The organism is Natronincola peptidivorans (assembly GCF_900111615.1).
In the GTDB taxonomy this organism is placed as follows: Bacteria; Bacillota; Clostridia; order Peptostreptococcales; family Natronincolaceae; genus Natronincola_A; species Natronincola_A peptidivorans.
The window spans coordinates 18,852-32,260 of record NZ_FOHU01000010.1; the positions used below are offsets into that span (position 1 = coordinate 18,852).

The window sequence follows — 13,409 nt, forward strand, 5'->3', positions numbered from 1 at the left end:
TTACTTTGAAATTTACAAAAGTACTACACCTTTACTGATAATTATATTTGCATATTGAGCTTTTTCTGAGGTAGCAACAATAGCATAAGCCTTTTGAGCCCTGTTATAAAACTCAAATCTATCTATTTTATTAAGATTACCCGTATACTTATATTTTCCCAGTATTTCTTGATACTGTTTCCAAATTACTGGATTTACAGGGTCATCCTCACATACCTCCATTAGAGTAATAGGATTCTGAATATAAGTATCAATAGGCATAAACTTAAGTATAGCATCTAATATCTTGGGAATATCATTGCCATCACTCCTTATGCATCTTTTTCCATGGCTAGTTGCAGGAAAATTACCGTCTGCAATTACTATTTCATCACCATGTCCCATTTCCATCATTACCTTCATCAATTCTGGAGAAATTATTGTAGGTATTCCTTTTAACATTCTTACGTCATCCCTTCTGTGTTTCGAACATTATTTCTGCATTTTTTGAAACGTTTTAATTTTTGAATATAAACATGGTGAAAATCTATGACTTGTTTCACTTTATAATATATTTCTTATTGAATCAGTTGTTATTATTTTGGTTGCCAATCTTTTAATAGAAGGAAAATTTGCCATATCTCTCTTCATTCTCTTAATTAAAAACTCCGCAGCCTTCTTTCCTATATCTTCTATGGGCTGGATTACTAAAGAAATCGGTGGTTCTGTAATTTCAGCTAATTCTGTTTGATCATATCCAAAAATTGATATCTCTTGACCTATAGTATAGCCTCTATCTAAAACTGCCTTGACAGTACTTATTGTCGTTTCGTAATTTGTAGCAAAAATTGCTGTGCAATCCGTGTTTTTCTCTAATATTTCATTAACTGTTTTGCTACCCCCAATTTTTGTATAATCACTATATCCAATTAAATTATCATCAATGGGTAAATTATAGTCTTGAAGTGCCCTCTTATAACCAAGCAATCTTTCATAAGCTGTATAAATCTTTTGATCTCCTGCAATAATTCCTATTTTTCTATGGCCTCTTTCTATTATATGTTGCATTACTACATAAGAAGCATTTACATTATCAGATACAACTGCATCACATGTAACACCTTGAGTTAATCTATCAATCAAAACAGCAGAAACACCACTGTCAATTGTTTCTTGTATATTTTTACCAGAATCGTACCGATCCACTGGCATTATGATTATTCCATCTACATGTTTATCTTGTAAAAACTTTAATTTTTGCTTTTCTATTTTCACATCATCTCTTGAGTCACAAACCAATATACTATATCCAAAGTCATCTAAATAATGTTCTATACCTTCAATTATTTTAGTACTATAAATATTAGATAAAGTTGGAATCAATATACCAACAGTCATTGTAATATTTGTTTTCAAACCTTTAGCCATAAGGTTTATACTAAATCCCAATTCTTCAATTGCTTTTTCAATTTTGTGACGATTTTCTATTTTCACTTGGTATCCGTTTAAATATCTAGAAACAGTTCCAACAGAGGTTTGTGAGTGTAATGCTACATCTTTAATTGTTGCCATTGCTCAATCTCCCCCATCAATTCTCTTATTTTTTATTACTAAGCATACGGGAATTCTAAAATTTGTTTATATTATACCATAAAGTTAAGCAATATTTTAACAAGACCTTTTATATATCATCATAAAGTAATCTAATTAGTGTCATAGATAAAGTTAGAAACTACCTTGCTAACTTTACCTATGACTATATATAATATTATTATTCTATTTCACTATTTCCCTAAAGGATAAAGGGCATCCTGAGACTCTTTATCACTCATATTTTCAGGTGTTACTATTACAACACCCGTATCCAACTCTCTTGTAACCGCCTCTCCTCTAATATGCTTTACAATTTCCTCAATTCCTGCATAACCCATTTGATAGGGCATTTGTACTGCAGTAGCTCTAAGTATACCTTTCTCTAGCAATGGGATAATATCATCTGATGAATCAAAACCAACTAGTACTACATCTGATCCTCTTTCCTCTAAAGCTCTACCTACCCCTACAACAGTAGGCTCATTTGCTGCATAAATAGCCACTAAGTCTGGATGTGCAGTTAATAAGTCTTCAGCTATTGATAAAGCTCTTGATCGATCAGCATTTGAATATTGTGTTTCTAATAATTGAATATCTGGATACAACTCTTCAATAGCATCTCTAAATCCTTTTTCTCTTGCTATAGCAGTAGCTGCACCAGCTGTAAAGTTAACAACCCCTACTTTCCCTTGTCCACCAATAATTTCGCCTAGTGCTCCCCCAACAGCATAAGCTGCAGCTTCATTATTGGTAGTAGCATAACTAATATATCTATCCATCTCTACACCAGAATCTACTAAAGCAACTGGGATTCCTTGGTCTACTGCATTATTTAGCACAGGTGCTAATGATGTTGCGTCTGATGCAGCAATTACGATGCCATCTACTCTTTGATTAATTGCAGTCTCAACAATGTTTATTTGACCATTAATATCTGTTTCTCCACCAGGTGCTCCTGCAAAATACATATCTACCCCTAATTCTGCTGCTGCAGCCTCAGCTCCTGAGTTTACTACTTGGAAATAAGGAATATCTGTACCTTTAACAATAACTGCGATATTTATTTTTTCATTATCTTCACCTTCACTTACTGTATCATTTCCACCATTGTTGGTAGAACAGCCTGCTAATACCCCTATGGTTAATAGTAAAATTAGTAAAGCGCATATGGACTTCTTCATTTTTCATTTCCTCCCTATTATAATTTTTATTACTGATTTTTCTGATGTTAGTGCGCAAATAACACTCCCTTCCTTAGTTTGTTATTTTAATGCTGTGTACTAAAGTTTATTGATACTAACTCTCTTTTCTGCGTCTTACTGTATCAATATACACAGCAATTATAATAATTGCACCAATTGCTATCTGTTGCCAAAATGCATTAATGCTTAATAGATTAAGGCCATTTCTCATTGTTCCTATAATAAATGCACCTATAATTGTTTCTCGAATCTTACCTGCTCCTCCTAATGGGCTACACCCACCTATAATTGCAGCTGCAATTGCATCTAGTTCATATCCCAACCCTGCTGCTGATTGTGCAGATACTAAACGAGAGGTCATAATTACACCTGCTAAGCCTGCCATTAAGCCTGATATTACATAGACGCCTATCTTGGTCTTTTTAACATTAACGCCTGATAGTAATGCAGCCTCTTCATTGCTTCCTAGACAATAAATATATCTTCCAAAGGAAGTCCTTTTCAAGACATATCCTAATATTGCTGCTAATGTAAACATAATGATAACAGGTACAGGTACTATACCTATTCGTCCTCCTCCAACAAATGCAAATTGTTGTGGTAATCCAGATACAGGCATTGCTCCCGTTATAACATTTGCAGCTCCTCTAGCGATACTCATCATACCTAAAGTAACTATAAATGGTGCTATTTTAAAATTAGATATAATTACACCATTTATTAGACCACAAAGACCACCCATGCCTATACCCAACAGTATGCTTAACCATATAGGTAATCCAGCCAATAGTGCTTTACCAGTTACAACACCTGATACTGCAAGTATAGATCCAACAGATAAGTCAATACCTGATGTAATAATTACATAAGTCACACCCATAGCTAAAATTGCGATAATAGATGTCTGCAATGCTATCGTCAACAAGTTATTTACAGTAAAAAAATGTTTTGAAAATATGCTGAAGAGTACACCCATACTTATCAACCCTAGTAGTACTCCTAACTCATTTAAAAGATTAGTAATATTTAGTTTGCTTTTCATTTCTTTTATCCCTGTAATTGCACCTATAATCATTTGTACATCCCACCTTTTAGTTTATTAAAAGTAATCAAATTATTTGATAGCATATGATAGTATGCTCTTCTCCTTCAACTCTTCTCTTTCAAGCTCACCTGTAAATCTTCCCTCTCTCATTATTACAACTCTATCACTTATCCCAATGATTTCTGGAAGTTCAGAAGAAATCATTATTACACCAACTCCTTTTTTTGCTAAGGCAATCATTAATTCATATACCTCATACTTAGCTCCTACATCGATTCCTCTAGTTGGCTCATCAAAAATAATAATTTTAGAGTTTTTCATTAGCCATTTAGCTATTATAATTTTTTGCTGGTTACCACCACTTAGGTTTTTAGCCAATTGGAACATTCCTGGTGTTTTAATTTTTAATGCATCAATATATTTCTCTGCAGACATTTTAGCTTTTTGTCTATCAATTATTCCATTAGTGGCTATTTTGTCAAGACTAGGTAAATTTATATTGTACTCCACTGAAAGGTTTAATGCTAAACCATCTTTCTTTCTGTCCTCTGTCAAATATCCTAATCCATAATTTATAGCATCTATAGGCGACTTAATCTCTGCTCTTTCTCCTTGAATATATACTTCAAAATCGTCACACTTATCTTTTCCAAATAAGACTTTAGCAAATTCAGTTCTACCAGCCCCAACTAAACCATAGATGCCTAGTATTTCCCCTTTATATAGTTTGAAATCTTCAATGTTCAGCTTGTTCTTTGCAGTTAGCTTTTTTACATTTAATAGAATTTTACTTTTATTTATATTTTTCACCTCATACGGCGGAAATTTATCCTCTAAATCTCTCCCCACCATTGCAGTAATTATTTGATCTACTGTAGTATCCTTATAATTTACAGTTTTAATATATTTTCCATCTCTTAAAATCGTAACCCTATCTGCTATTTCTTCAAGTTCTTCTAACCTATGAGAAATATAAATAATCCCTACACCTTTTTGTTTCAATTCCTTTATAACCTTGAATAATTCAACAATTTCACTTTCAGTTAATGCAGCTGTAGGCTCATCCATTACTAATATTTCAGCATTCATAGATAATGCTTTTGCTATCTCTACCATTTGTTGTTCGGCAACACTTAAATTTTTAACTAATGTTTTAGGTTTTATATTTAAGTGCAATTTACTAAGAATTTCCTCGGTTTGTTTATTTAGTTTTCTATCATCAATAACAAAATTCAAAACGCTATTTTTAGGCTCACGTCGAATGAAAATGTTTTCGGCAACACTTAAATCAGGAAATAGATTAAACTCTTGGTAAATAATGCTTATACCTAATTTTTGTGAAAGTTCAGTATTAAGATCTTCTATCTCTTCACCTTTAATATAGATTTTTCCATTATCTTTTTTGTAAACTCCCGCCAACACCTTCATTAATGTTGATTTCCCCGCTCCATTTTCGCCAAGGAGTGCATGTAACTCACCTGCACGAACATCTATATTTACATTTGATAGAGCTTTTACACCTGGGAAAGATTTTTCAATTCCCTCCATTCTAAGTAATTCTTTCATTATAAACACCGCCTATTAATTAGTATAAAGTATTTAAAATAAGGTAATTATATCAATTGATTTTTTAGAGTTGAATCAATTCAATTTTGCAAAGTACAAACACTCTATTCTTGTATATATGTAACATTTAATTATATTCCCTCCCCTGTACAAAAGATATATAGCTTACACTCAAATTTAGTGATAGTAGAGACGTAGGATTTGAAACGTTTCAATTTATGAAAAAACAAAATAGTTGGATCGAAAATACTAATTTGTTAAATTCTAATATCTTTGGAAATATTCCGAACAAACCATAGCTTTGTTATTTTTGAAACGTTTCAACTTTTCGTAAAATTTAATATTGTATAACTAGAATATTCTCCCCTAGGGAATTTAAACAAAGCTTATGAATAACCAAGTTTAAATTTAATTTCAGATTAAACAATACTATTATTTTAACTAATTATAAATACTCTGTAAAAAAGCTAACGTTTTCATTAAGTAGTTTTATTATAATTTAAAATTCTATTAAAATCAAGTATATTTTGAATTTTTTAAATAGACTACCACTCCATTGAGTTTGCTAGCGACCTTCCGTAAGGTTATTAGTAATGTTAAGGATTCCTTATTAAGATTTTAGGGGTTAAGGAAATGACAGCAAGGCTTAGGAAAGAAAACTAAGTCAGCACTGGTAAGAGGTGCTGACTTAGTTGTAAATTATTATTTTATATAAAAATAAAGCAGAAGAATACAATTTAAAATAGAAGTTTCCACACAGTCTGACGTCCCATGGACCACTTATATTCTTATCCTTATCGACTTATGTGTTAGTTAAAAATGTAGTTATACCTGCAAGGGCAAATAATTAAGTGAAAAAGTCCTGAGGCTATCAATTACTTCTTCTAACTCTCAACTCCGCCGCAGCATAAATAAGTAAAGGTAATATAAACTGAAAGGGTATAGCATAGTATCTATAAATATTTATAGCCCAATCAAACATTTCCATTACATTCCCATACAATAAAGATGCTAAACTCATCATGACTAATGTTACAGGCACAATAACGGATTTATGATCACTTAGGCTAAAAAAACTGGCTATGCCTTTACTTGCAACAAGGACACATATACTTACCTTAATAAGACCAAAAAAAGATAGTGCCACAGCTATTGTTATCTCAGTTCTCTCAAGTAATTCTCCTATGCCAATCAGCTTTGTTGCCGTATAGGTAGGAAAATATGTGATTTGTACTAAATCCACCCCCATAGTTAGGAGGTTTCTTAAGTTTGTTCCTAGCCCCAGCAGTCCAGATATAAGTAAGCCTATAAAAAATACTTTGTATATTTTTTCTTTTTCCTTAAGGGTATTGAATACGCCAATAAACAGAACAGCCTCTAAAAATGGGAAGGATAATACTGTAAATACACTACCCATCACCGGTTCCATCCCTTCAAATAGTACAGGTTTTAGATGATCAATATTCATATTAGGAATAGAAAAAATCATATTATTTAAAAACAATATCAAGATAACTGGTAACATAAAAGAAGCCCATCGACCTATAGCTTCAATGCCGCTTTTACAAAATACAATGATAGTCACCCCTGCAGCAATAATTGTAACAGTTTGAGGTGTATTGATAAAAGTTACAATTTGAACAAATTCAGAAAAGTTTCTAAATATCAATGCCCCCAAGTGGATTGCATACCAAATATAAAATAGGGTTATCATTCTGCCAAGAACTGCTCCAAATAGTTGATTTGCTATTGAATATAAATCTTTATCGGGAAAAAGGTAAAGGATCCTACCATATATGAAGTACATTGGAAGCGCTGCTGCCATTGCAAGCAAAAGAACAATCCATACATCCTGTTTAGCTTCAGCGCCTGGTGTCAAAACCAATGCAGTCCCCAACAGAAAAAAAATCAGAATAGATATGGCTTGTTTGGTTGTAATCAACTGTTTTCCCATAGTTCATCCACCTTTTCTTTTCATACTATAAGCGAAAAACAAAAACTACCATTCTCTCTAAAGGGTCTGCTGGAGTGGGTAACTTTACATCAAGGATTAAAAGAACTTGAATCATATAAGAAACAACCACCATAATTGAGTAAATCCAAAATAGTTTCCACTGTTTTTTTAAATAGATTGGTGTTAAATCAAATAGTATTAATATACTATAAAATATAGTAACAATCGTTATTAAAGCCATTTCCCATTAGTCACCTACCTTAATAGTATTGGATAAAAGGTTTGTGTTTATTATATCTACCATTGTATCTACTTCTATTTCTAAATTAGCAAAAATGTTTTCCCAGTTTTCTTCTAATTTTCTCCAAAGCTGAGGATTTTGATTTTTGAGAATTTGGCCAAAACCAAAAATATCACATTGGTAATCCCTTTGAACTTTTTTGATTAAAATCTCTATGTCTTTTCTTAGAGACGCTTCAAACAGTTTTTTTACATCATTAATACTTTCCTCACTGATACTATCACTGATGTCCCATTCATGTATAACTGCTTTTATATTGGTTTTTATTTCCATAACTACCTTTTCATTTTCATATCTATGCTGTATTTTTGTTTTATTTTCTTTGATACTTAATGATATATCAGATGCTGAAGCCTCTGAAGGATAAGACTCCACTAATACACCTCCTTTTATTTCATTAGTTATAAATAGGTAAGTTTTTGCTTCTTCCCCATCTAAAAAACCTACCAAGCTATCCTTTTTAAACATTGCAAGGCCTGAGACTTCAGGAGTCTTTTCACCCTCTATTGTACTTAATCCTATGGTTGGTATAACAGTAGAGATCCCTGAAGCCATTACTTTATCTATCACTTCATAGACTTCATAATTAGGCGCTTTAGATAAATGTTGCTGTGCATTAAGCATTTCAACTATTTCAAAGGATAGAATTTTATTTGACGGAGTATCGTAGGGTAAAATATCACTTGCTTTGTTTTCTTTAGAAACTAAGACCTTCATTGTCAATCTAGGTTCTTGACTCCTTATAATAGGTTCCAGTACTTTAACGATTCCCCCTCTAGCAATTTCTTCACTTAGGATTAGCACATCCGCATGGCTCCAGTAATACCTATCTGTAGAAATCTTAATAGCATTTCTGACTGCATCAAATACAGTTGATCCCTCTACTTGTACTACTCTAGAATCTGGTTGTACGTCTCCCCCCTGACTTTGTTCTAGATCAACAGTTTCTATAGTTACTAAGTAGTTATTTCCGCTGCCAGTATCTATTGCTAGCCCCGCCACAATGATTAAATCCTCAATCTCTACATAATCCCAACATCCAGTAAGTAAAAATATAATAACAAAAACCATGGTGATAACCTTAGCCTTTTTATTTCTTATCAATTTTTCTTCCTCCGTCTCTTTGTCTCTGTAGGTTATTAACAAGCATAGATTTAGGTCTAAATTTCATATGCCACCAGGGTACCCTTATGGTGACATCCTGCAGCTCTTCATAATCTAATATGCTTGTGTAAGCCATATATTGTATTCCAAAGGAACGTATACTAAACAAATAAATTAAAACTAAGGAAATACCAAAGATAATGGCATAAAGACCTAAAACGGCAGCTATTAGTAAAAACGCTAGCCTTAAAATTATAATTGTTCCTTGAAGTTTAGGAATCATAAGCCCTGTAATTCCAGACATAGCAACAATAATTACCATTGGTGCACTTACAAATCTAGCTTCCACAGCAGCCTGTCCAAGCACTAATGCTCCTACAATGCTTAAGGCTTGACCAATATAATTTGGCATTCTTGTTCCCGTCTCTCTGAGAATTTCAAAAACAATTAATAACCCTAATATCTCCACTATTGAAGGGAATGGTATCCCTTGTCTAGCTGCTGAAATACTAAGTAACAAATTAGTTGGAATAAGCTCTTGATGATATGTAATTAGGGCTAAATAGGCGCCAGGTATACTCACGGTAATCATAAATGATACTATCCTTAATAATCTATTAAAAGAGGCAAAATAAAAATTTTCATAATAATCTTCGTTAGCCTGGAAAAATTCAATAAAGATATGAGGCAAGGTTAAAGCTATGGGTGTTCCATCTAATACTAGGGCAATCCGGCCCTCCAACAGCTTACCTGCTACCACATCTGGTCTTTCTGTATTACCAATTGTGTTAAAGATGGAATAGGGCGAATCCTTTATTAGCTCTTCTATATATCCTGTATCCAAGACCCCATCTATTTCTATAGCATCTAATCGTTTGTTTAACTCCTCTACTATTTTTTCGTTGGCGATTCCTTCTATAAAACAAATAAAAGCCTTTGTCTTCGTTTGCATTCCAAATGTTCTAGATTGAAATTTGAGATTAGGGTTTTTTATCTTTTTCCTGATTAACATTTGGTTGGTCATTAATGATTCTGTAAAGCCTTCTCTTGGCCCCCTTATAACCTTCTCAGCTTCCGGCTCTTCTATGCTCCTGGTCTCTCCCCCTTGTGTATCTATTATTAATGCCTCGCTACAATTTTCAATCAATAGAACAGTTTCTCCGCTTAAAATAGCCTCCACAAGTTCTTCAATATTCCACGTCTCCTTTACAGTATGTACAATGATTGAGTAATTCTTCAATTCATCAATTATTGTTTCTGAAGTTTGGATTATGGAATTTCTAGTTATTGGCCATATAATTCCTTGATTAATGATTTCATCATCTACCATTCCTGCTATGAATACGATACAGCATTTCACTTGAGGATTTTGTTGGTTTGAAAAATGACGGAAGATTATCGATTCATCATTATGAAATATTTCTTTGAATATTTTTACATTATGGTCTATAGAGTTAGAGAATTTGTATTCCTTTGAGTTAATAACATGAGGATCTCTAAACTTTATCTTTTTACTATTTGAGGGTCTAATTCTAGACATAAAATCATCCTTGTCTAATAATAGATAATTGGTTTCTTCTTATTATTAGTCAAAAGTTATAGTATAATCCTTATTTCTTTTCGAAAGAAAAGTGTACTGTTCCTAAAATGATTAGGTAACAGTACACTTTTTACATTATATATGAAAGCAATCAAATCTTTATCCACAAGATGATTAAAGATTCAACCATATCTTTTTTAACCCTGCTTCCATTGATCTTTATTGTTAATCGCCGCCTGGGCTGCTGCTATGAAAATAGGCCACTCACCACTTCTTACTATTATGAGGAACTTACGCTAATTAGACTAACCATGAAAATACCGAATAATTTCCTTCATATATAATTTTAGATCTTTAAGATCCTCTGTAATAATTTTATAAACCATTCCCCGATCTATCTTCACATAGTCATGAACCAATATATTTCTAAAAGAAGCCATGTTCCCAATATTTTCTTTTAGTTTTAAAGATATAATTTCATTTTCATATAATATTTCAAACACATCTCTATTAGTTTCTGGTTTTCTGTATCTCATATCAGAAATGATATGGTTCCCAATATCTATGGCACATTCTATAGATAAATGCAAAAACCTTTCGCTAGATCCATATATAAAAGGATCTTTTACATACTCAACTTCTGTATATTTTTTTATATTATCTAAAAAATGAATATATTCCTTTAGCTTATTTAATCTGGTCATTAATATATCTTGGTTTACCACTAATATCACCAGCTTTCTGAGTTAAATCTCTTTTTTTATTGCTTCTATCATAGCTTTATTATAAGCTTCTGCATAATATTGGAAGTCAAAGTATTCTCGTAAAACTAAAGATTCAAATTCTGCTCTTCTTTTACTTTCTTTTAAAAGAATCCCTTTCCTTACTACTTCATATTTAAGCAGTGGTGTAGCACTATTAAGGGATATAACATCTAGTTTCCTTTGAAAATACTTCATTCCCATATCAACTATATTTCCTTTAATTATGACTTCCTTCTTAGATTCATATTTTTCTTGAAACATAATCGCAATATCAATATCACTTTCTTTATTATATTTTTCTGTAGCAAATGATCCAAATAAATAAACAAACTCTATAGGATATTGCTTGTTAATTTGATCTAGAAATTCACCTAGTTTTTCTAGCAGACCCTCTTTTCCCATAGTGCCACCCTTTCTTTCATGCATCAGAATTAGCAAAAATCAACTTCTAGGTATTTTGCTACCTATAACCCTAATTTTATTCAAGATACTTCGCCATTAGTGTCTCTACTTCCTTTATTTCAACTTAAATATTGCTGATATTTTCCTTTACTGAATTCATATCCACTGGCTCTTCTTCTTCAAAAGTGTCTACATATCTTGAGATATTTAAATTTTTCTCTTCAATCTCTGATAGAACCTTATTTATCTCTTATCCAATTTCAATTCCTCTGCTTGATATTCAGGAACACACCTTGTATGTATCATCATTTTATCACTATATATACAAACATACAAACTTTAACAATTGTATCTTCTTGAAAAGAACATACCACAGGGACGTTTTGCTTACCTCTAGTGTCAAAGAGGTAGTGATCATCAAAGGTCCTCTTGGCCTACCAAAAAGGGTATCGTCTTCTAAATAATAAATGACAATACCCTTACTTTATTTTATATTTAAACTATCAAACCATTTGTATATAAAGTTTTTGAGCTTTAGCCATGTAGTTTTAAGCTCTATTTCAATTGGTCCTTGTTGTTAATCGCCGCCTGGGCTGCTGCTAACAAAATAGACCAATCACCATTTTTTGCTATTATGGAACACTTTTAATCAAGTTCATATTATAGAATTAATCAAAAATTTAAACCTTTTTTCACTTGAAGACACACCATCAAAAGATATTACTGATAATATCCTTTAAAGCTTTAACCAAGTCACATAACAGCTCTATATTCACATTGTTCATTGTATCCTTTGGCGTATGTGTAATGTTCATAACAACATCTCTCACATTTGATGATGTCACGGCTATACAGGGAACACCCTTCTGGAGAAACATAGAATGATCCCCTTCGTACCATTTTTCTCCCTTGACAAGGGTTTTATATTTATCAAGACTTATCATTGCCTCTTTTTTCTGATCATCTCGTAGATTATAAAATGAAACTGCTGTTTTTGAATCCTTATGTCCTGCTCCATCAATATTGATCACCATTTTAATATCTTGGAAATCTCCATTATTTTGCTTTAAATATAGCATTTGTCCTGGTACTGAATAATAATCTTCACCATTAAAGGCTACAAATTCAATGTCATTAGATGCCTTATAATCTCTTAGCTGTTCAGCCAGCGCCATTAATACAGCTACCCCCGTTGCGTTATCTAATGCCCCTGGAGTATTTTTCTTAGTATCGATATGTGCACATAGTACTACTCGCCCTTTCCCCTCACCCTTTTTCCTTGCAACTACATTATAACCTTTAGCAGGATTTCTTTTTGATTCAATAGTCAATTCAACTTTTAGTCCATTTAACTTTATAAGCTTCTCTCCATCTATGTCTTTCATATAAACAGATGGTATATCAAAATCTCCATCTTCAAATATAGGAAAAGGATGCAAACAAACTGATACACTCTTTACACAACCAGTAACACAAATAATTGCCTTAGGGTTTTTCTCTTCTAATAAAGATATCATCTGTTTGTGCTCCTCTGGATTGTAAAAAATAAAGTTCTTAGGCATAATCTGTTCTTGCGTTAATTCTTTATGAATTAGCAATATTTTCTCATGAGCATCCACTGTTCTTAGTTCCTCTAGGGTAGATACAACCACTAATTCTGCATTAATATCACAGGGTAATGAAAATGGACTTGCAAATGCCTCATACTGCTCCTCTCCAGTTCTTAGGTATACTTTACCACATTCCCAGTCGATACAATCAAAACCATCCTTCTTCAAATCGTAGCCAAGGGATTTCATAATGATATAAAAGTAATCTACAGCCTGATTATTTCCACTACTTCCTACACTTCGCTCATCTATTTCCAAGGTTAGCTTTTTTAAATATGAATCAATTAATTCTTTACCCGTAACACTTGATTCCAATGACTACACCTCCAAGACTTACACAAAATTCACT

Annotated in this window: 11 protein-coding genes; all 11 read right to left on the reverse strand. The window is 32.5% G+C overall.

What is annotated here, in order from left to right; all coding sequences use genetic code 11:
* Positions 1-12: 12 nt before the first annotated feature.
* The 11 genes from BMX10_RS11170 to BMX10_RS11225 all read right to left on the reverse strand — a co-directional run bounded on the left by BMX10_RS11170 (position 13) and on the right by BMX10_RS11225 (position 13,375).
* Positions 13-441 (reverse strand): RbsD/FucU family protein, encoded by a 429-nt coding sequence (locus tag BMX10_RS11170; protein WP_090443946.1) that lies wholly within the window; start codon positions 439-441, stop codon positions 13-15.
* Positions 442-543: 102 nt separating this feature from the next.
* Entirely contained in the window at positions 544-1,551 is a 1,008-nt protein-coding gene (locus BMX10_RS11175; protein WP_090443949.1) for a LacI family DNA-binding transcriptional regulator, read from the reverse strand.
* A 212-nt stretch (positions 1,552-1,763) separates the two neighbouring features.
* Positions 1,764-2,753, reverse strand: a complete 990-nt coding sequence (locus BMX10_RS11180; protein ID WP_090443952.1) for an ABC transporter substrate-binding protein — start codon at positions 2,751-2,753, stop codon at positions 1,764-1,766.
* A 115-nt stretch (positions 2,754-2,868) separates the two neighbouring features.
* Positions 2,869-3,849 carry an ABC transporter permease gene (locus BMX10_RS11185; protein WP_090443955.1) on the reverse strand — a complete coding sequence of 327 codons (981 nt, stop codon included), beginning with the start codon at positions 3,847-3,849 and terminating at the stop codon, positions 2,869-2,871.
* A 39-nt stretch (positions 3,850-3,888) separates the two neighbouring features.
* Positions 3,889-5,385 (reverse strand): sugar ABC transporter ATP-binding protein, encoded by a 1,497-nt coding sequence (locus BMX10_RS11190; protein ID WP_090443958.1) that lies wholly within the window; start codon positions 5,383-5,385, stop codon positions 3,889-3,891.
* Between the two features lie 871 nt (positions 5,386-6,256).
* Complete coding sequence (locus tag BMX10_RS11195; protein WP_090443961.1) at positions 6,257-7,339, reverse strand: GerAB/ArcD/ProY family transporter; 1,083 nt, start codon at positions 7,337-7,339, stop codon at positions 6,257-6,259.
* A 247-nt stretch (positions 7,340-7,586) separates the two neighbouring features.
* A complete protein-coding gene (locus tag BMX10_RS11205; RefSeq protein ID WP_090443967.1) occupies positions 7,587-8,744 on the reverse strand; it encodes a Ger(x)C family spore germination protein in 1,158 nt (385 codons plus the stop codon).
* Positions 8,731-10,284: a spore germination protein gene (locus BMX10_RS11210; protein WP_090443970.1), complete on the reverse strand. Its 1,554-nt coding sequence runs from the start codon at positions 10,282-10,284 to the stop codon at positions 8,731-8,733. Before BMX10_RS11210 ends, BMX10_RS11205 begins: the two co-directional genes overlap by 14 nt.
* A 305-nt stretch (positions 10,285-10,589) precedes the next feature.
* The gene (hepT, locus tag BMX10_RS11215; RefSeq protein ID WP_090443973.1) at positions 10,590-11,009 is read right to left on the reverse strand and encodes a type VII toxin-antitoxin system HepT family RNase toxin; all 420 of its coding nucleotides are present in this window, start codon (positions 11,007-11,009) and stop codon (positions 10,590-10,592) included.
* A 21-nt stretch (positions 11,010-11,030) separates the two neighbouring features.
* Positions 11,031-11,450 (reverse strand): type VII toxin-antitoxin system MntA family adenylyltransferase antitoxin, encoded by a 420-nt coding sequence (mntA, locus tag BMX10_RS11220; RefSeq protein ID WP_170834790.1) that lies wholly within the window; start codon positions 11,448-11,450, stop codon positions 11,031-11,033.
* A 710-nt stretch (positions 11,451-12,160) separates the two neighbouring features.
* Complete coding sequence (locus tag BMX10_RS11225) at positions 12,161-13,375, reverse strand: M28 family peptidase (RefSeq protein ID WP_090443978.1); 1,215 nt, start codon at positions 13,373-13,375, stop codon at positions 12,161-12,163.
* Between the last annotated feature and the right edge of the window lie 34 nt (positions 13,376-13,409).

Coding starts and splice junctions, on each gene's coding strand:
- BMX10_RS11170 (WP_090443946.1), bottom strand. CDS start 441: ATGTTAAAAGGAATACCTACAATAATTTCTCCAGAATTGATGAAGGTA.
- BMX10_RS11175 (WP_090443949.1), bottom strand. CDS start 1,551: ATGGCAACAATTAAAGATGTAGCATTACACTCACAAACCTCTGTTGGA.
- BMX10_RS11180 (WP_090443952.1), bottom strand. CDS start 2,753: ATGAAGAAGTCCATATGCGCTTTACTAATTTTACTATTAACCATAGGG.
- BMX10_RS11185 (WP_090443955.1), bottom strand. CDS start 3,849: ATGATTATAGGTGCAATTACAGGGATAAAAGAAATGAAAAGCAAACTA.
- BMX10_RS11190 (WP_090443958.1), bottom strand. CDS start 5,385: ATGAAAGAATTACTTAGAATGGAGGGAATTGAAAAATCTTTCCCAGGT.
- BMX10_RS11195 (WP_090443961.1), bottom strand. CDS start 7,339: ATGGGAAAACAGTTGATTACAACCAAACAAGCCATATCTATTCTGATT.
- BMX10_RS11210 (WP_090443970.1), bottom strand. CDS start 10,284: ATGTCTAGAATTAGACCCTCAAATAGTAAAAAGATAAAGTTTAGAGAT.
- mntA (WP_170834790.1), bottom strand. CDS start 11,450: ATGGGAAAAGAGGGTCTGCTAGAAAAACTAGGTGAATTTCTAGATCAA.